This is a genomic window from Bacillus sp. REN16, assembly GCF_020731355.1.
Classification (GTDB): domain Bacteria; phylum Bacillota; class Bacilli; order Bacillales; family Bacillaceae_L; genus Ferdinandcohnia.
Genome location: NZ_JAJFZK010000010.1, coordinates 21,428 through 47,417 on the forward strand (window position 1 = coordinate 21,428; position 25,990 = coordinate 47,417).

Here is a 25,990-nt window from a genome sequence, read left to right on the forward strand (position 1 = left end):
TCTAGTACTTAAGGTAAATCGTAAGAATCTCGGTAATCAAGGGAGAGTAGTCTATATATGTATCTAGCAGTCATCATATTTTTACTAACATTGGTTTTGGTCATTTGGCAGCCGAAGGGTCTATCAATTGGCTGGTCTGCTTGTACAGGGGCATTCCTGGCTCTAATTGTGGGTGTTGTATCTGTTAAAGATGTATTAAATGTTACAGGAATGGTTTGGAATGCTACATTGACATTAATAGCATTGATAATTATCTCTGTAGTGCTTGATAAAATTGGTTTTTTTGAATGGGCGGCATTGCATATGACTCACTTTGCTAATGGGCATGGTTTAAAGATGTTCTTTTTAATCACTATCCTAGGGGCAATTGTTTCTGCCTTTTTTACAAACGATGGTGCAGCACTTATTCTGACTCCAATTGTTTTAGCAATGGTCCGTTCCCTGGGTTTTAAGAGAAAGATGTACCTGCCTTTTATTATGGCTTCAGGATTTATTGCAGATACCACATCATTGCCATTTGTAATTAGTAACCTCGTCAATATTGTTTCGGCAGACTTCTTCCAAATTGGTTTTTTCAAGTATGCGATGTATATGATTCTTCCAAATTTGTTTAGTTTGGGGGCAAGTATGCTTGTTCTTTATTTAGTTTTTCGTAAAGATATCCCAAACCATTTTGATATGGCTCATTTAAAGAAGCCTAGTGAAGCAATCAAGGATAGTAGAATATTTCGTATGTCATGGGTTGTATTGGTTTTCCTAATCGCAGGTTATTTTGTAAGTGAAGCTTTCTCCATTCCTGTATCCATTATAGCCGGGACGGTTGCCATTATATTTTTGCTTTTTGCACGCAGTAGTCCGATTATTGACACAGTAGTGATTATAAAACGTGCACCTTGGGCGATTGTATTTTTCTCTATCGGAATGTATGTTGTGGTATATGGTTTGAAAAATGTTGGATTGACAAGTTTTCTTGCTTTTCTTATAGAGGAAATTGCGGAACTGGGACTGTTTGTCACTACTATTGGAATGGGGTTTACTGCAGCTATTTTATCATCTGTTATGAATAATTTACCGACAGTCATGATTAATTCATTAGCGATAGCAGAAACGGACATTACTGGAATTGGGAAGGAAGCACTTATTTATGCAAACGTAATCGGAAGTGACCTAGGACCCAAAATAACACCTATTGGTTCACTTGCTACCCTCCTTTGGCTACATATTTTAGCAACAAAAGATGTTAAAATTACATGGGGTTACTATTGTAAAATCGGAGTTATCCTTACAATACCGACCCTTTTCATCACATTAATCGGGTTGTATGTATCATTATTAATATTTTAATCTATTTGCATTACCAAGAGGGTAAGGGATTGTCGCTTTGAATGAATAGAAGAACCACTTGTGAGGGGAATAACCATGCTTCAAATACTTGAAAAATCGGATAACTTATTCATTGTTGTACACGAGATCTACAAGTATTAATCAACAAGCTCATTTTAAATTTAGACAAAAAGAATGTCAAAGTATATAAACTTTTGGGACAACATGGATTTAGTGACCCATACACGACAAGATTCAATGAAAAGTCATCGGAAAAAGCTTTTAATGAAGGCGATACCCGGATATAACGGGCAACATTTTTCTATGATGGTAGCTGGGTTAAAAAGAACCCCGCATAGGGTTAGGTTATTTCCATTCTTCAATCAAATTAATAACTTGCTCTCTATCAAGTATATTGACAGCAAAATACGTAACGCCCCTATATTTCATTTTTCTGATTGGGTTCATTGTCGCATTATGTATATCCCGTAAAACTTCAATATCTGGCATTGTGAAGGCTACTAAGATAATGGCCGTTTCACCATTTATACCCCAAGTACCTCTCGTACCAAGTACTAAGGGTAACGGATTTCCACGTCCTTGGAGATAGTTATGGATCCACTCTTGTTCACTTAATCCTTTTTCAACCATGCCAATCACACCTATTCCCAACATTTTGGGATCTATTACTCTTATTTTTCGCTTTTATCAGGGATTTTCAATAAAATTAAAGCTGCTAAAAATATTTTTACCCAAAACGGATAAAAAATGTTATTTTCACTTACAACTATTTATTCCCAATATTTTTGGGGTAAATACGGGTGAATCTTGTCCATGTATGCGGTAACCCCATTATGGATTTGCCCATTTTTATAAACTTTCTACCCAAATAAATGCTGGGTGAATAAGATGGGATGATATCTTGAAAAGGAGAATGAAAATGGCTAAAAATCATAATGAATTTCCAACCTTGTTTGGACAAAATCAACTAAAAAATGGTTTTGGTCCTGTCTATGCCATACCTTCATTTCCATGGAAAAATGGAAGTGGCACGGGTCAAAGTGATGCGCCAACACCTAAGGGTTTAGCCAATCAGGGAGGACAAAGTGAGGAACGGAATATAGGTCAGATACCTCCAACATTGTTTGACCAGAACCAACTAATGGGGAATTTTGGTCCTGTCTATGCAATTCCATCTTTCCCTTGGCAACATGGCGGTAACCAGGTCTATGGAATGGGCCAATGGAAGCAAGGACATGGTCCAATTATGGGTGGTGGGCAGTGGCAACAATGGGGTGGCCACCCTAATGTATTTATGCCTAGTCATATGTATGGCCCAGTTGGGTATCAATTCCACTGGTGATTTACCTACAAGGCCTATTTTTAAATACGAAATATAAGAACCCATTACGCTGGTTCCTTCGATATGGGTTCTTATTTGCACACTTTGCTTATTTACATTATTAAGAAGGCCCCTTTGACATACTCTCATATGGTTTTCAACAGTCTTCAGTCTGTATCTCTTAGGTATTTTAAAGCAAAATTACTTGCCACACATGATTGTTGATCATGTGATTCTTTCTTCCTCCAAGTTTCTCCATAAATGATGGGCTTCTCTGGCGATGTGTTCCAACAGGTCAGGTGGGGATGTTGTAACAGCCGCACATTGTTTGATTAAATCATCCAACTCCAATTTAAAACTTTCCAAACTCTTGGCTTCTTTAATTATCATCTTCTTAAATTGTGTTAGAACCGGAAGTGTTTCATTTCGTGGTGTACGTATCATGGTCTGTAGTGCCGTTGCTTGCATAAGTAACCGTTCAAATTTCTGCATCATCATTGTAACCTGAAAATTTAAATCATAATTTGAAATATCGAGATAGTGACGTATATAGCCCAAATGATCGGCCATTTGCCTTAGCCAAAAGACGCATTCGTGTATGATAGCGTCGGAGGGTGAAATTTTGGCACCACTTTCAATTAATTTAAAAACCCTTTGGGACTCTTCCGCTTCCCGTACCATGTGGTCTATCAAAGACACCGGCGTAGAGATAATAACTTCACAATGCAAGGATTTGTCCATTGTATAGGCGAGAAGGCTGTGAAATTCACGGGTAGCATGTTGGGCTTCATTTATTAAGTTACCGATATCACCCTGTTTCTTGGCGGCCTTTTCCCATACTTTTCCCAAGCGCTGAATATTATTAAGGTTTGCACGGGCCAATTCCGTTTCATAATGACTTATTTCTCTATCAAAAAACCGTCCGTGGTCATAATCGTTCCGTAACCAAAAAGCGATAATCCCATAGGCATCCCTTTCATAGTTATCCGTATACGCCATAACCCAACCCCTCCTTGTAAGTAAGTGATAGCCAAGTAAATGAAACACCCGAATTGGTCCCTAATGATAATCATTTCAATTCAGGCGTTTTAATACATGGCTGCATGACACAACTAACAGTAAGGATTATATTCATCATGTTTTTGTCCTATGTTGTAATTTGAAAATAGTCTATTCATCCATTAGCAACTACTGTTGTGGGGATTTGATTAAATATGATTGAAAATACTACCTAAATTATAAGTAATCGGTTTACAAAATCACTGATATTACCCACCCAACAAGCCCATATAAGCCTTGCAAGGACTCTTAGTGGGTAACTAAAGATAAACAGTTTTTAAAAAAATCATGATTTCTTAAGCAAAAGATAAACAAAATAGGGTGCACCTATGAGAGCCGTCATAATTCCAGCAGCAATACCCTCCGGTTCTGCCATGTTGCGCCCGATTGTATCAGCGAATAATAAAAGCCACCCGCCAATAAGTACAGCAATCGGTATAAATAGTTGATGGCGCGCTCCGACCAATGCTTTTGCGATATGTGGAGCCATTAAACCGATAAAGGCAATTCCGCCTGTAACAGATACTGCCGCAGCGGCTAAAGCAACTGCTGTTATTAGTAAAACGAGTCTTTCCTTTTCAATGGAAATCCCTAACCCGATTGCCGTTGTTTCACTTAAATTAAGGATATTTAAGCGATTCGCTTTAAATAAAGTAAAGGGAATCAACACAAGCAACCATGGTAAGAGGGCAAGAATAAATGGCCAGTCTGTGCCCCATATATTACCTGCCAGCCATCTGGATATAAAGTCTACTTTTTCACGATCGGACGAGGAAATAAGGAGCACCATTGTGCCAGACAACGCCATTGAAAATCCAACGCCGATTAAGATGAGCCTTACTGGCTGTAAACCCGCACCTTTGCGATATGAAAATAGATAAATAAAGCATGCCGTTATCAGGGCACCGATAAATGCTACGACAGGAAGTAAATAAATAAATGAACCTGCATCAATCGGGAAATACAAAAAGAAGACCGAAATGGCTACACCTGCCCCAGAATTAATCCCAATGATGCCAGGATCTGCTAGATCATTCCGTGTGATTCCTTGTAAAATAGCCCCAGAAAGGGCAAGCGCCATTCCTGCAAGGAGTGTGATCACGATACGTGGCAGGCGTACAGAGAATAACACAAATTCTTCTTTAAAGGTTCCCTCTCCTAACAGTGCTGGAATAAGTCTGCTATAAGACAGGGAGGAGTAACCTAATCCCATACTAATGACAGCTGTAATGATAATCATTACAAAGGTTCCAATCAGTAAAAAACGATATTTGGTAAGTAAATTTGGCTGAATCATGAAAATGCTTTCCCTCCTTTATGTATAATGAAAAGGAAGAAGGGAAGCCCCATAATGGCAACAATCGCAGGCACTGGTGTTTCAAAGGGAGCATTTACATTTCGCCCAACTGTATCTGCAAACACCATAAAAGTCGCGCCAGCAACAGCTGACATCGGGAGGATATACCGATAATCTGTCCCAACGATCGCTCTTACAATATGAGGAACCATCAAGCCAAGAAAGGCAAGATTTCCAACAAGTGCAACAGATGCGCCAGCTAACATAATCACAATAATGAATAATAACACTTTAATTAGCATAATTTTTTGACCTAATCCAATCGCGATTTCCTCATTTAAGCTAAGAATCGTAAGCTGTCTCGAGAGAAAAAGCGAAACTAAAATACCAATGATGATAAAAGGAACAATGACTTGAAGCTGAGCCCAAGTGGTTCCGATTATACCACCTGCACTCCACATTGAAACATCTTTAGAAATGTTGAAATAAAGCGCAATGCCATCAGCAACTGCATAAAGGAAGGCAGACACAGCTGCTCCAGCTAACACAATCCGAAGTGGAGAAAATCCCCCTTTTTTAGCGGAACCAATACTGATGACCAATATTGTTCCAATCCCAGCCCCAAAAAAGCAGGCAACCATGATCGTAAAGTAATTAGCAGTCGGAATCAATGCGATTGTTAAGGCAAGTGCTGCATTCGCCCCAGCAGTTAATCCAAGGATACTTGGGTCAGCTAGAGGGTTTCTTGTTACACCTTGCATAATCGCACCGGCTACCGAAAGGCCAGCGCCAACAAATATAGCAGCTACTTCTCGAGGCAGGCGGATTTCACGAATCATAATAATGGTATCCGTTTTCAAGTTCGTTGAAAGAGCCAACCATACTTCCTTCAATGTAGTTTCGGCTGCACCAAAAACTAATGAAAGAATAAATACGCTTATGAAAAGCAGTATACTTATGATAAATTTCACCATAAATGGAACTGAGTTTGTGTATTTTGTCATTAATCTCATCTTTCCTTTTCAGAATAAAAGAAGAGGAATTCTTTTGTAAGAACTCCTCATATCTAATTACTTACCTAGAAATGAGTTGGTGAAAAATTCCAACTGATGTTCAAGGGTGATTGGGTCATTGAAATAAAATTCCTTTGCATTCGCAACATAGACTTGATTGTTTTTAACAGCTGGAATATTTTTATAGGTTTCGGATTCCATAAAGGAAGTTTCAGTTCCCTCTGTTTTACTAACAATTAAATAGTCACCGACGAATTCTGGCAGTACCTCAAGAGACAGCGAATAAAAACCGGCTTCCAATGCATTTTCTTTTACCTTTTCAGGCATATTCAGCTTCATTTCTTGATATAGAATTTCTGTACCACGAGCCCAGTTGTCACCAAAGACATAAAGTTCCTTATTGAAGTTTTCAATAACGGTAACTGTCGCATCTTCACCGATTTTAGCCTTTATTTCTTCACCGGATTCTTGAGCACGTTGTTTAAAGTCTTCGATCCATTCCTTAGCTTCCGCTTCTTTGTTTACTAACTTCCCAATTTCTAAATGCTGGGTCAGATAATCTAATTTTCCATATGTAAAAGTAACAACAGGAGCTATTTCTTTCAATTTATCTACGTTTTTCATTGTTGAGAGCCCAATAATTAAATCCGGTTCTAGTTCAATTATTTTTTCAAGGTTTTCATCGGTTACTTCCTCGACACCGTCTAACTTATAAAGGGGGTTTCCTTTAGACCAAGAATCAACGCCAACAACTGGTACATCCAATGCTAGAACATTACCTGCAAAGGTGGAAAGTACAACCACACGCTGTGGATTAGCGGGCACCTCGACCGGCCCATTCTCGGATTGATAGGTAATCATATCTGATGATGTTGATTCATTGTTGTTGCTGCTTGCGTTTTCCTTCGTTTTCGCGCCGCACGCGATTAGACTAAATAGTAACAAGATTAGTAGAAAGGGGATAAGTAGTTTCTTCATTTGATTTTTCTCCTTTTAATAAATGATAAGTAAGGCACATAGGCTTATTTGTTCTAGGATCTTTCCCGATTAGAGCATCGATATGAAATATTTCTTCTAAGACTTTATTCGTTATCACCTCTTCAGAAGTTCCCGCTTTTACGATTTGACCATATTTTAGGGCAATTATGTAATCAGCAAACCTTGCAGCATGGTTTAAATCATGAAGAACCATTACAATCGTTCGGTTCTGCTCTTGATTCAGCTTTTGTAAAAGCTCTAAAATCTCAAGTTGATGTGCCATATCAAGGTATGTTGTCGGTTCATCTAGAAAAATGATCTCCGTTTCCTGTGCAAGGGCCATTGCGATCCAAACACGTTGGCGTTGTCCGCCAGACAGTGCATCAACAGGGTGATGTTTAAAAAAGGCTGTGCCCGTAACGTCGAGCGCCCAGTTGATCACCTCTATATCATGACTGTTTAAGCGACCAAAACCTTTTTGATGGGGAAAGCGTCCGTAGGAAACGATTTCTCCCACTGTCAAGCCACTGGCGCTTTCAGGATTTTGAGGGAGTATAGCCAATTTTTTTGCAAGTTTTTTAGTATTTTCCCTTGAAATGCTTTCTCCGTCCAAAATAATCGAACCAGATTGATGGGGGATGACACGGGTCATCGCTTTCAAAAGAGTCGATTTTCCACAGCCATTTGATCCAATAATCGTTGTAATTTTTTTGTCGGGAATTTCAATACTCAAATCCTTAACGATTAAGCGGTCACCATAGCCAATCTGCAGATCCTTTGTAAAAAGGCGAACCATATTATTCCTCCAATTGTAAAATTTAAATATTGATATTGAAAATCATTATCAATGTAAGTTATAATGACACTATAATTCTATTGAGAATCATTGTCAACTAGATTTTTAAAAGTGTTTTGAATGATTAGGATAATATAAGAGGAGTGTTGTGGATGCAGGGAATTGAATGTTATGATGTAACAATTATTGGCGGAGGACCAGCGGGTCTCTACTCTGCTTTCTATAGTGGCTTACGAGAAATGAAAACAAAAATAATTGATTTTCAACCTTACTTAGGCGGGAAAATACATATTTATCCTGAGAAAATGATATGGGATATAGGGGGGCTGCCGCCTCTCTCCGGTGCACAGTTGATTGAGCAGCTTGTTGAACAGGGTCTAACATTCGATCCGACTGTTGTACTAAATGAAAGAATCATTTCGATTGCCAAAAATAAAGAAGGATTGTTCGTTATGAAGGCGGCCTCTGGTCAGGAGCATTATTCCAAAACAGTAATTGTTGCGGTAGGGAGTGGTATATTAAAGCACCAAAAGCTAAATATTCAGGGATCCGAACGGTTTGAAGTATCAAATCTTCATTACACCGTCAAATCTCTTCAGTATTTTAAAGATAAGACCGTTATTATTTCAGGTGGAGGGAATACGGCGATTGATTGGGCCAATGAATTGGTACCGATAGCGAAGAAAGTATATGTTACATATCGGAAGGCGAGTTTGACTGGACATGAATCACAAGTTACGAATCTACTAAATAGTACAGCAGAATGCTTGTTGAATACGTCTATTACAAAGCTAGTTGCGGCTAATCATCGAGATGAAATTAGCTGTGTAGAATTAACAAATCACGAAACGGGTGAAATCCATTCTTTATCGGTTGATGAAGTCGTCATAAATCATGGTTTTGAACAAGATGCATCCTTGCTGGAAAACAGTGAACTTGAAATTGAGATGCTTGAAAATTTTTATATAACTGGAAATCCTCAGTGTGAAACGTCTGTAGAGGGGCTGTATGCAGCAGGGGATATTATCAAATACGATGGAAAAGTAAACTTAATCGCAGGTGCATTCCAGGATGCAGCAAATGCTGTAAACAAAGCAAAAAAATATATTGAACCAGATGCAAATGAAGCAGCAATGGTTTCATCCCATAATGAAGTATTTAAGCAGAGGAATCGGGAATTAGTAAACAGGATGTTGAATTACCCATATGAAAAAATAAGTACGTCAAAATAAGAGCAATGAAGAACAAACAAATGGCAAAATAAGCGGAAATCCTCCTGTTAAATGTAGAATGGAGCGCGTTTCGGGGTAAATAAGGGAAGTTTTTCCGGTAATGCTTAAAAAAAACCTCCATTTTTGCTCTTTTTAAAAAAATAGACGGAATTTTTCCGTCTATTTAAGCATTTTTTGATCCTAATTACTTAATAGACGGAATTTCTCCGTCTATATATCAGCCTGTGTGCTTACCTTAATCCCCCTCCGAAAGTGTGGAACCTTGTGATCCGGGCTAAAATTTTCCTACAATCGTGGATCAATATCTTGTTCTTGGCTTTCTTCAAAGATTAGATTTGCGACGGTTTGCTTGTATTCCAAGTTTTCTGGGCCAATCTCATCAAGTCGGGTTTGAAGCATTTTCATCCCCAATTTATGTTCGATTAACGATTTTTGGATTTTTTTCTTAATGTTTTTTTGTTTCATAAGCTTTGTATATTTGTGTGGAAACCGATAATCATATCCGTACACAAGTGTAAGATATTCGGGGTTCCGTACTTTCATAAACGGGACAAGATTAACCTTTGGTACTTCTGGCTTAATGACTACGCCTTCCATACCGCGTTCAAACGTTAGCTTTTTGAAAAATTCTAAGGCATTGTCGTACGGATCTTGTAGATTCACAATCATGTATTCATCATCACTTATAAAAGAGAACATTTCCGAAGTCTTCATAACCGGAATTTCCTCATTACCATTTGAGTAAACCACCTTTAAAATAGAAAATGGTTTATATGTTAGCTCTTGATCCTTTGCATAAAGATCTAACTGCTTACGAAATAGTAAATAGGATTTCTCCTGCTCAGACAAGGTATGTGTTGTATCGATTATTTCCTTTAAATCTTTGAACGTTTGATAATCGTTCATACCAAAATGTGCAATTAAGTCTTTTTTCGAATTTCTGGACATTGCTTCCTCAAACCCGCTGGATTCGTATCGTCTTACTACATCCAAGAAATGGTTTTCGAAACCGAATTCTTTCAAAAAGCCAATTTCTGTTTCAAGGGCCTTGGCAACGACATCAAACTGCTGATCAATTAACCCTTTTCCAAGTGCATTCCAAGGGAGCAGCTCACCATCAAATATGATCATATCGATTGCTTTTTCATCCATCAATGTCGAAAATTTTGCTTGGAGTTGGCAGAACACCTGTGTTAAATCAATATGTGTAATTTTATAGCCATTTCGACTCACTGCATTGCATTTCTCTACATCTTGAGACAAATATATATTACAGCGGGAGCCCATATACTTCGGTTGAAGGACTACTTCACTTACGCCAGCTTCTTTGAAATAATCTAATCCCTTCGGCAAGCTTTCCAGTTCATTTGTACGAAAGTCCTTATCGGCAGGGCTCATCGTGCCAGAGACGAAATTTACTTTGTTCTGAAGGATGTAATCTAGTCGTTTTTGGTCATTTTCACTTAATTCAATGAGCTTTACTTTCTTTGCCTTGGAGGAAAAGGCTGCCGGTAACTCGTTAGAAAATGGAGTATTATCTCCACTAAGTTCTGGTTCTTCGTTTGCAGTCTTGTCGGAAGAAGGGACACTCTTAAATAATGGCTTATATGATTGCAAAGTCAAACTTGTTAAGGCATTCCCTGATACACAACCTGTATCGATTCCGATTTTATTTTTCATGCGGACCACTTCTTTTGTGGCCACATGACCAAATACATGGTAGGGAAAATTACTCCCACTTTCTTTTTCTAAAAAGCGAAGCTGCTCTTCGATATCTGCCTCAAAATTAGTTGCAAACCGGCGTTGATGACGACGTGAAGTTGCATCCATTTTTCCTATATATTGATTATGACAAGGGGCATGAGTCAGGTAAAAGCTGTTATTCTTCTTACCGATAAACCGATAAAAATCACAGGATACATCCACAAGAACCTGAAACTTAGATTGCAGCTCAAGATCAGCAGCTAAGACAGGAATGGAAGTAAAAAAGTTCTCTAGTAATTGTGGATCCACATTTTGAATTTCGCCATTTATATATTTCGAAACAAAGTTTTCATGGTTTCCTTTAACAAAATAAAAGAATTCTCGATTATGATAAAGAAACTCAATGGTCGCTTTTGTATTTTTTCCTTTATCGATAAAATCGCCAATTAGCACAAATCTTTTATTGCCACTCTTTGAAGTTTCCTGAATTTTACCATCAAGAATTGTAAATCCGTGCAAAGTAATCATTTGTTGTAATGGCGCAAGCGTCTCATGAACATCCCCAATGATGATGTAAAAATAATTTTGAGGAAGTATATGATTTACATATTCTTGTATGTTCTCAACGACAATTTCATAGGCAGTGGTATGTAGAAAGTTTTTTTCATGAATTCGATGGATGTCATCGAAGTCACTGCGCCTTAAAGTGGGCAGCACGTCACGTCGCATTCGGTTGACATGTGTTGCAATCACCTTTTTACTGCGATCAGATGCGAAATAGTCTTTCATATTTTTGTAATCAAAAGCGATAGCTTCTAGGCGATAGTGATTTTCCTTTGCTATTGCCGCGACTTTTTTTCGAAAATCATCTGCAAGACCAGTTGTATCGACAATTACAAAATCAGCATTAACAGGAAAGCTCGTCACAGCCATTAGCTTATGAAAAAGCAGGTCAAACGCTTGGGCAGACGACTCCATCATCATTGAATCATATTTATCATAAGGAAAGCCGAGAATCTCCTGCCGTATCTCATCACTAGACAGGTATTGGACATTACTCCGGTAATTTTTTTCTTCATCATAAAATTGTAATTGAGGGATCAATACATTTTTTGCAAACGTTGATTTCCCGCATTCGGTCGGACCGATCAAAAGATAAATCGTATGTAATTTCGTCTCGATTTTCATTTGAATTCACCAGCATTTCTAGTTAATACTAATCCTTGAGTTGTATGAATCCCGTTCACATTGTCACCAATCCCATGGTGAGAGTAGTTCCAGTCAGGTGGAATGAAAGATTGAATCCAGCTTTTGAATTCTTGTTCATTCATTTCCCATTGATGGTCATGATGACGTAATTCTATATTGTAAAATTGGTTAAAATCACGGTTAGGTGTCGTAATGATCAGCTTATGACAATTCACATGTTGAATTATTTTTAAAATCAATTCTTCAGCAGACTTTTTATCCATGTGCTCGATTACCTCTGTTAAGAGAACATCGGCTAAATCCTTTGTATAGTTTGCAAGAAAATGATCAATAGATTCGTAAAGAATAATATTTGAAATCTCATGGCGTTGTGCTTTTTCCGATACTTTTAACAATGCTGCCTCATCAATATCAATCGAATGGACAAGACGGGGAACAATTTCTTTACTAAACGGTATGGAATAGGCACCCTCACCGCAGCCGACATCGATGATTGGCAATTGAAATTCAAGCTGCTGTGTAATCCAGTCTTTTCGTTGGATTGCGGTATTACCAAAGGCAAAATCAATTGTATACCGTGATGTTTCTTCAATGAGTCCTTTGTATCGGCGGAATTTCTCTTTTTTTGTAAGCACGTTTCTGACAAACAAATAACGAATGAAAAAAGGGGCATCTATCACATTAATGCTGCGGATATATTTTTCAATAGTTTCATTCGTGATGTCAAAATAAATGCGGTTCATTAAAGACAAAAACAGAAATAAGGTATTGCTATAATTAAAGAGCTCATAAAGTGATTTCTTTGTTTTAATGGTAATTCGATAGTTTTGATGAGCAACCTCCTCCCAAAATAATTCGTAGTCTTTAAAATGTAATTTGAAAAAATGCAGATACCGAGTCTGTTCAACTAGAACAAGATTCACCATCAGTTTGTGCTCAAATCCCTCTGTATCGTCATCATGGTGCTTTTTTGATGCTGAAGCAAATAAATCAGCCACTACATTAAGCGGAAAAAGGGGTGTATGATATCGAGAAACATTTAAGTATTCAAACTGCTCATCTTTATCTTTTGGATAGGAAACCTCATTTTCAGCATCCTTGAAATATACATTATATGTATGATTATCTGAAAACCAACCGTAGATCTTTCCCTTACGGACAGTTCTCAGCAACATGCCTGAATTTGGATTTTTCCCTACGACAAAGGAAAACCTTGGATTTGAAGATCGTATTTGAAAAACAGCCATTGTAGACACCTCCAAAAAAATAAACTTATATGTGTAAAATTCTATTGAAGTTAAGATTATCCTTCTTACTAATATTAATAATAAATGCTCCAACCATACCACTAATAGGAGTGTTAGTAAATTTCATAATTTATCTGAACTAATCAATCTTTTTAATTGAGAATTATTATCACTTGTTGTATGCTAAGTAGTAACAATCCACAATGGAGTAAGGAGCAAATACATGCAAATATACTGGACTAAAATAAATAAAATTATTGAGGAAACACCTGAGGTTCAAACCTTCCTGCTCGACTGTCCTGAAGGCTTTACATGGGAAGAAGGTTCCCACACTCATTTCGGGCTGAAAGGTTTCAATGCTGGAGATAAACCAAACAAGAGCTTGGTACGCCATATGTCAATCTCCACTTTACCGCATGAAAATGCAATCGGTATCACAACACGCATCAGAGAGCAGTGTTCCGAGTTTAAATCGATTTTGAGAAATCATGAAGTCGGCAATGAAGTTGCCATATTTAAAACGCATTCCAATGTACCGCTTAAAAGAGAAGGGAAAAATGTTTACTTGCTATCATCAGGTGTCGGATTGGCAACTTTCAGACCGCTTTTACTTGAATACTTTGAGCGTGCTGACAACGTCAATCAAATTCATTCCCTGAACATTGATTCATCAAAAGATTTCTTGTTCACTAATCTTTTTAAATCTGCACCCGACAAGAATTTCACAGCCAAGTTCGTCGATAACCGTCAAGACTATTACGAAGAAGTCAAAAATCTTGCTGCAGATAAGGATGGAATTTTCTACGTTGTTGGCAGCGACGAGTTCCTTAAGCAGAATATTGAAGTACTGCGTGAGCAGGGCATCAAGCCAGAACAGATAATGCTCGATAAGCGCGAAAAACAACTATCTGAGTTTTTATCATTTGGTTTGTCAATTTAAGCTTAAGAGTTAAACAAGGCAGTCATTGCAAATGACTGCCTCCTTCATTTTTATATCTTATCCTTCCCCATATGAAAAAATCGGTACGTCATAATAAGCCCAACGAAAAATAAGCAAAGTGCGAAATAAGCCGGGAGCAGGTGAATAAAAGTCGTATACCCGATTGCAAAATGAATCCAAATTCCTGCAAAGAAAGCGGGAAGTCCACCTACAAGCAATGTCCACCAAACCCATCTATTGCCTTGCTGAAAGCCCCAAAGAGATATGGTTAGCACTAATAAACCAACACTAAGAAGGGCACTGCCAAAACCCGCGCGGTCATGAGCAATTACTGAAATCAACTTATTATTAAACGAATCAATCATCTCAGGCGGCATACAAAGATATAGAATATCAGTTGAAACAAACACATTCGTTATTCCAATAAATGAAATTACGATACCGCCCAACACGAATGAAAACCCAAGAATGATAAAAGCGAGTTGCCCGATTAAACTTTGTTTCCAAACCCGGTGATTACGGGTATTAAGCGATGTTGGCGTCCCGTTAAGCTGTCTCGTTTTAATAAAACCAGTTAGATAGATAGGGAGTAAGATAAGCCAAAAAACAAGATGAAGCCAATCAAAATATCCATAGCCAATGAATAGGAAAATCCCTAAAAACCCAAGTATGGCAGCAAAATCAATTGCCTGCTTGGCCCAAAGAAGCTGCTTTCGAACTCCGAAACGTGCTAAAGCCATATAGACGATACCACCAGAAATCATAGTCCCGGCGAGTGTCATCCGATCATGGGCCATGAAATAAAGCACCCGTTCGTTAAACAAAAGGATTTTGTCCCTTTGCATTCCAAGAAACTGCTCATCATAAGGAAGAATAATGGTCGTCAAGCTAAAAAGGACGGCAATTGCACCACCAATGAAGATAGCCAAACCAAACAGCCAATACCATATCCATGCAGGATGAAGCGGTGGCTCAGGCTGAAGTTTGTATAAAAGGGCTTCTGTAATCCTTTTTGTAAGACCAGGACCCGAGAAAACATAACCTTCAGACAGTAAAACAAGGTCAGCTCCTGCATCAAAAAGAGCAAGAGCATGGGCAGGCTCATGGATACCGCCAACACTGATGATGGGAAGTGTAAACCCGTTTTCTCTTAAATGATGAATAGAATCTAGTAATTCTCTCAAATAGCAATCATTAGACATGTCCATTGGATTATCGATTACGATACCCGAAAAAGTAGACTGAATATGATCGAGTGATAGAGCTTTTACCTTTCCAACTGGAACAGAAAGATAAACTGGATGGTCGGTAGCCCAACTTGAACTTGAAGAGGTTGTTACAAATGCAGCCACATATGGCTCTAATTCCGTGATTATTTCCTGTTGTTCTTCACTTGTTCCGGCCAATCTGGCCCATACCGGCTGTTTAGGCTTCCACTTTTTTAGCTTTTGGATCGTTTTCACCAATCCGATTGATTCATAGTTTGCAGAAAACTCCATTTGCTGTTTTTGCCAATTTACAATTGGAAGGGTGGGGTCCATTGCAGGCTCCTTTGTCACCGGACCCATTTCGATAAAACCAAATCCAAGATTTGAAAAAGCGTTTGAACCAGTTAAAAGCGGATCTATTTTTCCGGAAAGTCCAACTGGATTTGGATAGGATATGCCATGAATTTCTTTTTTTACAAGTTTAGAAGATTCCTCTCTGCCAAGGAAATGAATAAGACGATGTCCTCCCGGGAGTGAGGAGATCAGATTCATTCCTCTATGAATAAATTCCCGCGATTGATAGGATGATAGTCGAGATAAAATAGGTTGAAAGAGTACATGATATGACCAATCAGGCATTTTCCGTTCCTCCATGAAAGGCTTTTACCCGTATTGTATCATAATTGAATTGGCAATCCAGATAACGAAAAAACCGAACGCTGCTTGAGCATTCGGTTTTAATAAGATTATTCTTTCGGTGCGCGTACGACTGATTCGAAATGACCTTTATGAGAACCGTCGCAAAAAGGTTTATTATTGGATCTGCCGCATCTGCATAATGAGAAGGTTTGTTTTGTTGGGAACGTATTTCCTTCCGCGTCGACTAAATCGACATCACCTGTAATCCTTAATGAACCATTATCATTTACTTTGATGGTAACCTTTGACATTTCTTATATGCCCCCTTAAAGTAAGTATTACTCTTGATAATAAGGTAATCATTACCAAAACTCAAATGTTTGTTAAAATTTCCGAGACATTGTAATGATATGTAGAACAAGACAAGATATGTTAAAATATATGTAAACGAACATAAAAGGAGAACACTATGAACGTTACATTTACAGAACGTGCGATTGAAAAACTGAACATACAAATTAAAAATAAAGATAAAAAATTAAAGCTGAAATATGAAACAGAAGGCTGCGGCTGTGTGATGAGTGGCGTTACAGCATTATGGCTAGTCGATTCTGGGGATGAAGATGATCTAACACTAGACACAAATTATCAGCCGTTATTAGTAGAAAAGTCTAAAATGGTGTTCTTGGATGAAAATTTGACAGTGGATTTTATTGAACTTGCAAATTGCTATATGTTAAAAAGTCCCAATGAGATATTAAATCCACGTTTACGACTAGTAGAAGTGAGTGGTGTACATGAGTTCCAAGCTTAAAACAATCCGAACTATTGCAGAAGATAAAACATGGGTTTCCTTTTTACACGACAACCATCCATTTAGCCTTTTACATTGGTCCATTGCAGGGGCCAACCATGAACAAAAGGATGTATGGCTGCTTCAGGATGAGGTGACTTTTGAGGTTCAGGAATTTGAAACGATTGAACTCGCATTAACCTGGATAGAAGAAAACTTAACAGACATTACAGATGTACTAGGGTAGGGACTGAAAAACAAATCAGTCCCTTACATATTGGTCTAAAAAATCATCAATTACTTTTTCATAGGCTTCCTTGTTATCGGCAAAGGAATAGGCATGTTTGCCTTTTTCAGCAATCAGCATTTGCTTTGGCCCTTCCTTCATTTTATAAAGCTCCATTGTCATTTCTGGCAAAATATAATCATCCTTGGCACTGTGGATAAATAAAACAGGATTTTTGATATTTTGAATCACAGAAACTGGGGATACATCCTTAATGCTATATCCGTCCCGTAGCTTTAAAAAAATATTGGCAAAAGGGAGAACAAATGGAGCAGGAATTTTATAATCAACCTTTAACAGATATTTCAACTGTGCTTCAAAATCGGAAAACGGACAATCGACAATATAGAAATTTGCTCCGTCCTCAATCATTCCAGCGTAAAGCAGTGTCGTTACAGCGCCCATCGATTCCCCATGAATACCAATGGTACTGTCATCTCCATAATTTTCTTTCACCCAGGAAACAACTGATTCCAGATCGAATTTTTCATAGTGCCCATAGCTAGTTGTCTTTCCGCCGGTTTCTCCGTGGCGGCGATGATCATATAAAAGAACATTCCAATTACGCTCTAAGAAAAGCTTCATATATTTAATTGAATTTAGTTTGTTTTGGGTTACACCATGTGAGATGATAATAAATCGATTTTGATCCGTTCGTTTTACAAGCCAGCCTTTAATCATGTATCCAAATTTTGATTGGATCGATATATCCTCCTTGCTTAAAGACTCAACATCATCTAAGGTAAGGCGCCCCTCCCTAGTTTCTCGTTCAAGAATCTCATCATCGGTTTTCTTTTTCATAAACATGACGATGTTTGTAAAAATCATTCCAATTGTGGCCATATAGCCGATAAGAATTCCCATAAAGATAAATATCTTTTTCATTCTTTTCATGAAAATCGTTCCTCCTGAAAGCTGCAACTGATGTGATTTCATTTTACCATTTTGCACCAAAAAAACATATGAAAAACCGTACCTCTAATGGGCACGGTTTCTTCCTCATTGCTGTGAATTTTGACGCTTTGTCGGATGAATGGCTTTTTCCATTTCTTCAGCAGCCATTATATTGTTTGTCGTATCTGCATTCGGTTTACCTTTTTGAGAACGACCTTTATCTCGTTTTGCCAATGGTAACAACTCCATTTCCTGAAATGTCATGGATAGGATGTGAAGTTTTCATACAAAGTATTCCTATTTAGGAGAATGTAATCGATAATACTTGCTTTCGATAGGCCGCGTGAGGTGTGGTTTAATGACATCTACTGCCTCCATAAGCTTTGCAAGATCAATTCCTGTTGAAATCCCCAATTCCTCAATCATATACACAACAACCTCAGTGGCAACATTACCAGTTGCTCCAGGTGCGAACGGGCAACCGCCTAAGCCGCCAGCAGATGTGTCAAAACGGTCAATTCCAGCTATAAGAGCAGCTAACACATTTGCGAGCGCCAAACCATGAGTGTCATGAAAATGTGCGGTTAATAGTGTGTTTGGCAGCTCTTTTTTTAATTTTGAAAAAAGCGAGTAAACCTCTTTGGGATTTGCTTTTCCAATTGTATCGGCAACACTTAATTCATCAACACCGTACTGTACAAAGGTTGAGCAAAGGTGAAGTACCGCTTCTTCATCCATTTTTCCTTCATATGGACAGTAGAAGGAAGTAGAAATACAGGCACGAACAAAATATCCTTTTTCCTTTAATTCCTGGATAAGAGGCTTTAGTTCCTCCATACTTTCAGTAGTCGTTTTATTGATATTTTTTTTATTAAAGCTTTCACTGACCCCAACAAAGACGGCAACCGCTTTACAATTTGTCAGGTACAGTCTTTCAATTCCTTTCCGATTTGGAGCTAGAACCAAATTGCGGGAATCATCTAAACAGGATGCGATAATTTCTTCGGCATCCTTCATCTGTGGAACCCATTTCGGCGAAACAAATGAAGTGAGCTCCATTTCCTGAAGGCCCGCCTTTTTTAATTTTTTAATAAACTCAATCTTAGCTTCTGTCGGGATTACGCTTTTTTCGTTTTGGAGCCCATCCCTAGGCCCGACTTCAATAATCGTCACGTGCTTAGGTAATTGCATCGACAACCCTCCAGCAAAACATATAGTATTATCTCTTATTCTAGTGGAGACATTTCGTAAAAAGCAAGAATAATAGGAATTTAGACAAAATAAGAGGTATTTCGAAAAAAGACTAGAAATATAAATGGTATTAGGTACTTAAGCGTAAATGTAAAAGGGGATGTTGAAATGAGTAATGAGGTTGTAATTGTAAGCGCTGTTAGAACGGCGATTGGCAGTTTTGGAGGGAGTTTGCATTCTATTTCAGCTCCGGAACTTGGTGCAGTTGTCATTAAAGGAGCTCTAGAAAAAGCAGGCGTGGACCCCAAACATGTGGATGAAGTCATCATGGGGAATGTTTTGCAGGCAGGAGTGGGACAAAATCCAGCCAGACAGGCAGCGATAAAAGCAGGATTGTTACAGGAAACTCCAGCAATGACAATAAATAAGGTATGTGGTTCAGGATTAAAAGCTGTGCATTTAGCATCGCAGGCGATCCTTGCCGGTGACGCAGATGTTATTGTGGCTGGCGGGATGGAAAATATGAGCCAGGCCCCTTATCTGTTAAAAGGTGCACGAAATGGGTTTAAAATGGGCGACCAAAAGATGATTGATAGTATGATTTCCGATGGACTATGGTGTGCATTTAATGATTATCATATGGGAATAACAGCCGAAAATTTATGCGATAAATACGAGATTACGAGAGAAGAACAGGATCGTTTTTCAGCACGCAGTCAACAAAGGGCGATTGCAGCAATTGAAGCAGGTAAATTTAAAGAAGAAATAGTGCCTGTCGTGATCCCGCAACGGAAAAAAGAAAGCATTGTCTTTGATACAGATGAATACCCTAAAGCAGGCACAACCGCTGAGAAGCTAGGTAACTTGCGTCCAGCTTTTAAAAAGGACGGTTCGGTTACAGCAGGTAATGCTTCAGGTATTAATGATGGAGCAGCTGCATTTGTTGTGATGAGTAAAAAGAAAGCAGATGAACTGGGGATAAAAGGATTAGTCACGATAAAAGCGAATGGAAATGCTGGAGTTGACCCTAGTATTATGGGAATTGGCCCAGTTGCAGCTGTACAAAAAGCAATGGAAAAGTGCGGATTAAGTGTCGCTGATATGAATTTGATCGAGGCAAATGAAGCATTTGCAGCTCAATCGATTGCCGTTGATCGGGAGCTTCATTTTAATCAGGAAATTTTAAATGTAAATGGTGGCGCAATTGCCTTAGGCCATCCAATTGGCGCAAGTGGGGCAAGAATTCTAGTTACGCTTATTCATGAGTTGAAGCGTCGCAATGATCGTTACGGATTAGCGACTTTATGTATTGGCGGCGGTCAAGGTGTCGCGACAATTGTTGAAAATATCGAATAGCGGGGTGTGCAAATGAAACCAATATACTCTTCTTTTCAGGAAGCAGTCAAGGATATTAAGGACGGTTCCACGATCATGGTTGGTGGATTTGGCTTATGTGGTATCCCAGAAAATTTAATTTTAGCATTGGCTGAGTCTGGGGTGAAGGATCTAACCGTTATTTCAAATAACTGTGGCGTAGATGATTGGGGACTTGGTTTGCTTTTACAAAACAAACAAATCTCAAAAATGATTGGTTCGTATGTGGGAGAAAACAAGGAATTTGAACGACAAGCATTGTCAGGCGAGCTTGAGGTCGAACTTGTACCCCAAGGAACTTTAGCTGAAAAAATTAGAGCAGGTGGAGCCGGGATTCCCGCGTTTTATACACCAGCTGGAGTTGGTACACCCATTGCAAATGGAAAAGAAACAAGAGTATTTAATGGAAAGGAATATGTCCTTGAAGAAGCATTTGTTGCTGATTTTAGTCTTGTGCGCGCTGAAAAGGCAGATAAGATGGGGAATTTAATCTTTAACAAGACAGCCCGGAATTTTAACCCGATGATGGCGGCTGCGGGAAAAGTGACGATTGCTGAGGTTGAGGAACTCTGTGAGATTGGCGATCTTGACCCCAATAGGATACATACACCAAGTATCTATGTCCAAGGATTGGTCGTGGGTGAACAAAAGAAGAAAATTGAACGTTTGACAATATCTAGATAGAAGGGAGAAGGCTATGACAAATACGCGTGAAAAGATTGCAAAAAGGGCTGAGAAGGAAATTGAGAATGGCTTTTATGTAAATCTTGGAATTGGTATGCCAACCCTTGTCGCAAATTATATATCTGCCAATAAGCAGGTTGTTCTTCAATCAGAGAATGGGTTGCTTGGAATCGGCCCATATCCAACCGAAGCAGATGTGGATCCGGATTTAATCAATGCAGGAAAAGAGACGGTCACAGCGATTCCGGGAGCAGCTTATTTTGACAGTGCAGAATCATTTGCGATGATCCGCGGCGGACATATCAATATTGCCATTCTTGGCGGAATGGAAGTTTCGGAGACGGGTGACCTGGCGAACTGGATGATTCCTGGAAAAATGATTAAGGGAATGGGCGGGGCGATGGACCTTGTTCATGGGGCCCAGAAAATTATTGTCATAATGGATCATGTGAACAAAAAAGGGGAAGCAAAAATCTTAACAAAATGTACGCTTCCTTTAACTGGCAAAGGGGTCGTCAATCGAATTATTACTGACCGGTCAGTAATCGATGTTACCGAGAACGGTTTACAATTAGTAGAGGTAGCGAAAGGATTTACGGTTGAGGATGTAAAAGCTTCTACTGAGCCAAATCTCGTTATTAATGATGATGTTCTACTCGATGCGTTCTAAGGCAATTTTAGCGAGTAACCTATCAAGCGGTTATTCGCTTTTTTTGATATAATAATTGTCAAATGGCATACGTATGGAGGGAAGAATATGGCTAAGAAAAAACAAAAGCCTTCTGTTAAAAAACAAAAAGATGAAAAACTAAGCCTTGGGGATTTACTCAATGAGGAGATTGTTTCCAAGCTAAAAAATACTCAACAGCAATTAAAAGAAGAAGCGCAAAAGAAACAAGATGCTGAGCTAGAAAGACAGCGTGAGGAGCGAAGACAAAGAGAAAAAAATAAGTCATTTGAGGAGTTACTAAACGACAGCAGCCTTAAATGGTCAGATTTTAAATAATTTTAAAACCCCACATGGACTGTGGGGTTAACTTATGGAATTTATCTATGCTGACTGTAAACAGAAGCCTTCGAAAGTTCTCTGATTTTCCGGATCTCATCTGCTGTTAAAGGCTTGGCATTCGCGGCCTCTACATTTTTTTCGATTTGTTGGGTGGAACTTGCACCGGCTACGACAGAAGCGACGGCATCCTCAAATAAGCAATATTGAAGTGCGATTTCTGTTAATGGTCTAGAGCCAGCCACTTCTGACTTAAGGCTAGATATCACCGCCTCAAGCTCCTCAAAGGAATAATCAAGATATCCATCTTGTTTTGTACTTTGATTAGCATCTTCAATTGGCCGGTTAGTAAGCAATCCTTTTGCCACGGGTCCACGTGTCACGACACTCACTTCATGTTCCTTTAAAAACGAAAGTATTTGCTCCTCGGGGCGTCGATCTAAAATGCTGTATTGCATCATCAGGCTTACGATCGAGGATTTATTGACATATTCTCGTATCACATTCGGGCGGATCGAAGAGATTCCATAATAACGGATAACACCTTCTCCTTTTAACTCCTCAAACGCCTCAATTGTTTCATCGATTTGATCCTCGATCGTTCCCCCGTGAAGCTGATAAAGGTCGATATAATCGGTTTGTAACCGACGCAGACTCTCCTTGACAGCGGACTTTATGTATTTTTTTGATGGATCCCAGGACCAGCCTTCTTTTCCTGCTTCAAATCGGTTTCCGACTTTAGTGGCTAAAATGATATCTTGTCTTTTGGATTTTAAGGCTTTTCCAACGAACTCCTCATTTAGACCCTGATCATATAAATCAGCGGTATCAAAATAATTAATTCCCATATCCACAGCAGCATCAAGGATTTGTGACGCTTTTTTCTCATCTGTACCAATGGACATACAGCCTAGCCCAATTTTGCTTACAAATAAATCAGAAGATCCGATTCTTCTTTTATCCATAACGATTCCCCTCCAGAATTTGTCATTCTAGTCACATTTTATCGTTTTCGGGTCTGAACCACAAATGATTTGAAGGGGCGTTGAGTTTACTTTTTCTCTTGTTTTACCTTTCCTTGATTGATCCATTCCTGAACAGTTTGATAGGACCTGCTATATTCCTTCAGTTTTGCACGGATTTCCCATGCTTTGCCGACTAGTGCTACCCGATTTTCACCAATCACAATTTTCATTGCAAACCTCCTTTTAAAATACGGAAAGAACTATGCTAAAATGTATGAAGAAATAAGATTTAGTAGAACAAGGAGCTGGCAATAAATAATGGATCATTTACTAGAAAAAACAATCAGCAGGGAAGTCCTTTTTGAAGGAAAGGTTATCGATTTACATATAGAAGAGGTAGAGTTGCCAAACGGAAATACTAGTAGAAGAGAGCTAATCAAACATCCTGGAGCTGTTGCGATTCTTGCCTTAACGGATGATCAAAGAATCGTCATGGTGCAGCAATATCGGAAAGCATTGGATAAGGTAATCGTTGAGATTCCAGCAGGAAAGCTTGAAAAGGGTGAGCTGCCGGAAGTAACTGCAAAACGAGAACTAGAAGAAGAAACGGGTTATGATTGTGAAACACTAACACCGCTTATTTCGTTTTATACTTCACCTGGCTTTGCAGACGAATTGGTGCATCTTTTTATTGCGAAAGGTTTAAAGAAAATGGAAAACCCAGCCGGCTTGGATGAGGATGAATTTGTTGACTTACTTGAGGTTACATTAGAAGAAGCGCTTAATTTGATAAATGAAAAGAAAATTTATGATGCAAAGACGGCATATGCGGTACAGTATCTGCAACTACAACAAGCATTAGGAGAATAATGCACGATGAATAATTACTATGTTGATCTTCATATCCACATTGGAAGAACGAATTCAGGCAAACCAGTGAAAATCACAGGTGCCAAATCACTTACGATTGGAAATATCCTGCAGGAGTCCACTGAAATTAAAGGGATGGACATGATTGGTGTAATTGATTGTCATGTTCCGGAAGTCATTGAGGAACTTGAAGCGCTAATCGAAATTGGAGAAGTATACCCCTATGAAGAAGGCGGATTACGGTTTAAAAATGTCACGCTCATCTTAGGATCTGAGCTTGAAATCTATGATGAAAACTGCAAAGGGCCGATCCATGTTCTGGCATTTATCCCTACAATTGAAAAAATGAAGCTGTTTTCCGCATGGTTAGCACAACGAATGAAAAATATCACTTTGAGTTCGCAAAGAATTTATGTGGACGGAAGAGAGTTGCAACGAAAGGTAAAAGAGTTATCCGGTATTTTTATTCCTGCACATGTCTTCACACCTTACAAAAGTATGTACGGTCGTGGCGTCAAACAATCATTAACGGAAGTGTTCGATGAAGATTTAATCGATGGGGTTGAACTAGGATTGAGCTCGAATACGGATATGGCTGATCAAATTCAAGAATTGCATCGATTTACTTTTGTATCCAATTCAGACGCGCATTCGCTTCCGAAAATTGCGAGGGAATATCAAATCATTAAAATGCAAGAGCCTACTTTTGAAGAACTAAGACTCGCGCTTCATTTGATAGATGGCAGGGAAGTTGTTGCAAATTATGGATTAGATCCGTTGTTGGGAAAATATCATAAAACAAGTTGTGAGAAATGTTTAACAATCATTGAGGATGTGATGGCAGAGGCTTGTCCCAGCTGTGGACATACTCGATTTGTAAAAGGGGTTTTTGATAGGTTACAGGAATTAAAAAGCGCTGATGAACCAAATCCGTATAGGCCGCCATATGTACACCAAGTTCCGCTTGAATTTATACCAGGGCTTGGGCCGAAAACCTTACAAAAACTAAGGGATTATTTTAAGACAGAAATGGCCATTCTTCATGAGGTACCTGAAGAAGAACTAAGACGTGTGGTGAAGGGACAAATCGCCGACATCATCATTCAAGCTCGCCAAGGAAAACTCCGCCTAACATCCGGTGGTGGCGGTAAATATGGAAAAGTAGACTCTAAATAGGAGTCTCTTTTTCATGTAGTTAATAGAAATAGTTCTATCAAGTTGTCATAGAAATCTATTTGACCTCATACAATCTACTAGAAGATTGATAGGAGGATCGATAGATGAGAAAGCAACAGCCATATAAAACAATCGCAGTGAATCATTTTCGTGAACATTCATCCATATATTTATTTATTTCCGTACTATTCCTAATGGGTGTCATCTTTGGAGCCATCGTCGTTAACAGTCTAAACCCCAGTCAGAAAGAGGATCTCTTTTTCTATTTAAGCCGATTTTTTGGAGAGGTATCTGAAGGAACCTATGCTAACTCAACCGATATGTTCAAGCAAAGCATTCTTCACAATCTTAAATATGTTGGACTCATGTGGATTTTAGGAATCTCCATTATTGGGCTGCCGATTATCTTGATTCTGTTATTCCTAAAAGGGGTTGTTGTTGGATTCACGGTTGGCTTTCTCGTTAATCAAATGGGCTGGAGCGGGTTTCTTTTATCATTTGTTTCTGTATTACCGCAAAATCTCTTAATCATTCCAACGTTCATCATCGTTGGTACAGTCGCTGTGGCATTCTCATTGAAAATGATTCGCCAGCAATTTATGAAACGAATGAACGAGCCTGTTCTTCAGTTATTAACAAGGTATTCGCTATTGATGGTTGCGGTAAGTTTCGTGATCTTAATGGCTTCAGCTGTGGAGGCATTCGCTTCTCCTGTCCTAATGAAAGAAATTATTGATGTCGTTAATAAATAAGAATAATTATTA

28 protein-coding genes are annotated in these 25,990 nt (G+C 38.7%); 13 read left to right on the forward strand and 15 right to left on the reverse strand.

The window, feature by feature from the left end; genetic code table 11:
• Positions 1-57: 57 nt before the first annotated feature.
• A complete protein-coding gene (locus LKW28_RS14880; protein WP_229141143.1) occupies positions 58-1,344 on the forward strand; it encodes an arsenic transporter in 1,287 nt (428 codons plus the stop codon).
• Between the two features lie 345 nt (positions 1,345-1,689).
• Here the strand turns inward: LKW28_RS14880 and LKW28_RS14885 are convergent, their stop codons facing one another.
• Positions 1,690-1,974: a hypothetical protein gene (locus tag LKW28_RS14885; protein ID WP_229141144.1), complete on the reverse strand. Its 285-nt coding sequence runs from the start codon at positions 1,972-1,974 to the stop codon at positions 1,690-1,692.
• Positions 1,975-2,263: 289 nt separating this feature from the next.
• Between LKW28_RS14885 and LKW28_RS14890 the strand changes: the two genes are divergently transcribed.
• Positions 2,264-2,686: a hypothetical protein gene (locus tag LKW28_RS14890; protein WP_229141145.1), complete on the forward strand. Its 423-nt coding sequence runs from the start codon at positions 2,264-2,266 to the stop codon at positions 2,684-2,686.
• 204 nt (positions 2,687-2,890) lie between these two features.
• Here LKW28_RS14890 and LKW28_RS14895 read toward each other — a convergent pair whose 3' ends face one another.
• The 5 genes from LKW28_RS14895 to LKW28_RS14915 all read right to left on the reverse strand — a co-directional run bounded on the left by LKW28_RS14895 (position 2,891) and on the right by LKW28_RS14915 (position 7,808).
• The gene (locus LKW28_RS14895; RefSeq protein ID WP_229141146.1) at positions 2,891-3,664 is read right to left on the reverse strand and encodes a DUF2935 domain-containing protein; all 774 of its coding nucleotides are present in this window, start codon (positions 3,662-3,664) and stop codon (positions 2,891-2,893) included.
• A 346-nt stretch (positions 3,665-4,010) separates the two neighbouring features.
• Positions 4,011-5,021, reverse strand: coding sequence for a FecCD family ABC transporter permease (locus tag LKW28_RS14900; RefSeq protein ID WP_229141147.1), 1,011 nt, complete (start codon positions 5,019-5,021; stop codon positions 4,011-4,013).
• A complete protein-coding gene (locus LKW28_RS14905; RefSeq protein ID WP_229141148.1) occupies positions 5,018-6,025 on the reverse strand; it encodes a FecCD family ABC transporter permease in 1,008 nt (335 codons plus the stop codon). Before LKW28_RS14905 ends, LKW28_RS14900 begins: the two co-directional genes overlap by 4 nt.
• A 66-nt stretch (positions 6,026-6,091) precedes the next feature.
• Positions 6,092-7,012, reverse strand: a complete 921-nt coding sequence (locus LKW28_RS14910) for an iron-hydroxamate ABC transporter substrate-binding protein (protein ID WP_229141149.1) — start codon at positions 7,010-7,012, stop codon at positions 6,092-6,094.
• Positions 6,966-7,808 carry an ABC transporter ATP-binding protein gene (locus LKW28_RS14915; protein WP_229141150.1) on the reverse strand — a complete coding sequence of 281 codons (843 nt, stop codon included), beginning with the start codon at positions 7,806-7,808 and terminating at the stop codon, positions 6,966-6,968. Before LKW28_RS14915 ends, LKW28_RS14910 begins: the two co-directional genes overlap by 47 nt.
• A gap of 152 nt (positions 7,809-7,960) precedes the next feature.
• Between LKW28_RS14915 and LKW28_RS14920 the strand changes: the two genes are divergently transcribed.
• The gene (locus LKW28_RS14920; protein ID WP_229141151.1) at positions 7,961-9,040 is read left to right on the forward strand and encodes an NAD(P)/FAD-dependent oxidoreductase; all 1,080 of its coding nucleotides are present in this window, start codon (positions 7,961-7,963) and stop codon (positions 9,038-9,040) included.
• Between the two features lie 285 nt (positions 9,041-9,325).
• Here the strand turns inward: LKW28_RS14920 and LKW28_RS14925 are convergent, their stop codons facing one another.
• Positions 9,326-11,932, reverse strand: coding sequence for a metallophosphoesterase (locus LKW28_RS14925; RefSeq protein ID WP_229141152.1), 2,607 nt, complete (start codon positions 11,930-11,932; stop codon positions 9,326-9,328).
• Entirely contained in the window at positions 11,929-13,200 is a 1,272-nt protein-coding gene (locus LKW28_RS14930; protein ID WP_229141153.1) for a class I SAM-dependent methyltransferase, read from the reverse strand. Before LKW28_RS14930 ends, LKW28_RS14925 begins: the two co-directional genes overlap by 4 nt.
• A gap of 223 nt (positions 13,201-13,423) precedes the next feature.
• On the opposite strand from LKW28_RS14930, the gene LKW28_RS14935 reads away from it, so the two are divergent.
• Positions 13,424-14,140, forward strand: a complete 717-nt coding sequence (locus LKW28_RS14935; protein WP_229141154.1) for a dihydropteridine reductase — start codon at positions 13,424-13,426, stop codon at positions 14,138-14,140.
• Between the two features lie 50 nt (positions 14,141-14,190).
• Here the strand turns inward: LKW28_RS14935 and LKW28_RS14940 are convergent, their stop codons facing one another.
• Both LKW28_RS14940 and LKW28_RS14945 read right to left on the reverse strand, forming a co-directional pair.
• Positions 14,191-15,987, reverse strand: a complete 1,797-nt coding sequence (locus LKW28_RS14940) for a dihydroorotate dehydrogenase (RefSeq protein WP_229141155.1) — start codon at positions 15,985-15,987, stop codon at positions 14,191-14,193.
• A gap of 107 nt (positions 15,988-16,094) precedes the next feature.
• Positions 16,095-16,298: a CDGSH iron-sulfur domain-containing protein gene (locus tag LKW28_RS14945; protein WP_229141156.1), complete on the reverse strand. Its 204-nt coding sequence runs from the start codon at positions 16,296-16,298 to the stop codon at positions 16,095-16,097.
• Between the two features lie 158 nt (positions 16,299-16,456).
• On the opposite strand from LKW28_RS14945, the gene LKW28_RS14950 reads away from it, so the two are divergent.
• Complete coding sequence (locus LKW28_RS14950; RefSeq protein WP_229141157.1) at positions 16,457-16,801, forward strand: iron-sulfur cluster biosynthesis family protein; 345 nt, start codon at positions 16,457-16,459, stop codon at positions 16,799-16,801.
• Positions 16,785-17,027: a DUF2552 family protein gene (locus LKW28_RS14955; protein ID WP_229141158.1), complete on the forward strand. Its 243-nt coding sequence runs from the start codon at positions 16,785-16,787 to the stop codon at positions 17,025-17,027. Before LKW28_RS14950 ends, LKW28_RS14955 begins: the two co-directional genes overlap by 17 nt.
• Before the next feature lie 15 nt (positions 17,028-17,042).
• Here LKW28_RS14955 and LKW28_RS14960 read toward each other — a convergent pair whose 3' ends face one another.
• From LKW28_RS14960 to LKW28_RS14965, 3 genes are all read right to left on the reverse strand, one after another.
• A complete protein-coding gene (locus LKW28_RS14960; protein ID WP_229141352.1) occupies positions 17,043-17,951 on the reverse strand; it encodes an alpha/beta hydrolase in 909 nt (302 codons plus the stop codon).
• 114 nt (positions 17,952-18,065) lie between these two features.
• Entirely contained in the window at positions 18,066-18,194 is a 129-nt protein-coding gene (locus LKW28_RS23010) for a hypothetical protein (protein WP_267498022.1), read from the reverse strand.
• A 63-nt stretch (positions 18,195-18,257) separates the two neighbouring features.
• The gene (locus LKW28_RS14965; RefSeq protein WP_229141159.1) at positions 18,258-19,151 is read right to left on the reverse strand and encodes a hydroxymethylglutaryl-CoA lyase; all 894 of its coding nucleotides are present in this window, start codon (positions 19,149-19,151) and stop codon (positions 18,258-18,260) included.
• A gap of 168 nt (positions 19,152-19,319) precedes the next feature.
• On the opposite strand from LKW28_RS14965, the gene LKW28_RS14970 reads away from it, so the two are divergent.
• The 4 genes from LKW28_RS14970 (at position 19,320) to LKW28_RS14985 (ending at position 22,215) form a co-directional block, all read left to right on the forward strand.
• On the forward strand, positions 19,320-20,507 hold the full coding sequence (locus LKW28_RS14970) for an acetyl-CoA C-acetyltransferase (protein ID WP_229141160.1): 1,188 nt from the start codon (positions 19,320-19,322) through the stop codon (positions 20,505-20,507).
• 12 nt (positions 20,508-20,519) lie between these two features.
• Positions 20,520-21,209: a CoA transferase subunit A gene (locus tag LKW28_RS14975; RefSeq protein WP_229141161.1), complete on the forward strand. Its 690-nt coding sequence runs from the start codon at positions 20,520-20,522 to the stop codon at positions 21,207-21,209.
• Between the two features lie 13 nt (positions 21,210-21,222).
• The gene (locus tag LKW28_RS14980) at positions 21,223-21,879 is read left to right on the forward strand and encodes a 3-oxoacid CoA-transferase subunit B (RefSeq protein WP_229141162.1); all 657 of its coding nucleotides are present in this window, start codon (positions 21,223-21,225) and stop codon (positions 21,877-21,879) included.
• A gap of 87 nt (positions 21,880-21,966) precedes the next feature.
• Positions 21,967-22,215 carry a YqkE family protein gene (locus LKW28_RS14985; protein ID WP_229141163.1) on the forward strand — a complete coding sequence of 83 codons (249 nt, stop codon included), beginning with the start codon at positions 21,967-21,969 and terminating at the stop codon, positions 22,213-22,215.
• 41 nt (positions 22,216-22,256) lie between these two features.
• On the opposite strand, the gene LKW28_RS14990 is transcribed toward LKW28_RS14985, so the two are convergent.
• On the reverse strand, positions 22,257-23,180 hold the full coding sequence (locus LKW28_RS14990) for an aldo/keto reductase (RefSeq protein ID WP_229141164.1): 924 nt from the start codon (positions 23,178-23,180) through the stop codon (positions 22,257-22,259).
• Between the two features lie 86 nt (positions 23,181-23,266).
• Entirely contained in the window at positions 23,267-23,410 is a 144-nt protein-coding gene (gene mciZ / locus LKW28_RS14995) for a Z-ring formation inhibitor MciZ (RefSeq protein WP_229141165.1), read from the reverse strand.
• Positions 23,411-23,498: 88 nt separating this feature from the next.
• Here mciZ and LKW28_RS15000 point away from each other — a divergent pair, with 88 nt between their 5' ends.
• From LKW28_RS15000 to spoIIM, 3 genes are all read left to right on the forward strand, one after another.
• Positions 23,499-24,050, forward strand: coding sequence for an NUDIX hydrolase (locus tag LKW28_RS15000; RefSeq protein ID WP_229141166.1), 552 nt, complete (start codon positions 23,499-23,501; stop codon positions 24,048-24,050).
• Between the two features lie 6 nt (positions 24,051-24,056).
• Complete coding sequence (locus LKW28_RS15005; protein WP_229141167.1) at positions 24,057-25,226, forward strand: endonuclease Q family protein; 1,170 nt, start codon at positions 24,057-24,059, stop codon at positions 25,224-25,226.
• 104 nt (positions 25,227-25,330) lie between these two features.
• Positions 25,331-25,978, forward strand: a complete 648-nt coding sequence (gene spoIIM, locus LKW28_RS15010; RefSeq protein WP_229141168.1) for a stage II sporulation protein M — start codon at positions 25,331-25,333, stop codon at positions 25,976-25,978.
• The last annotated feature ends 12 nt before the right edge of the window (positions 25,979-25,990 follow it).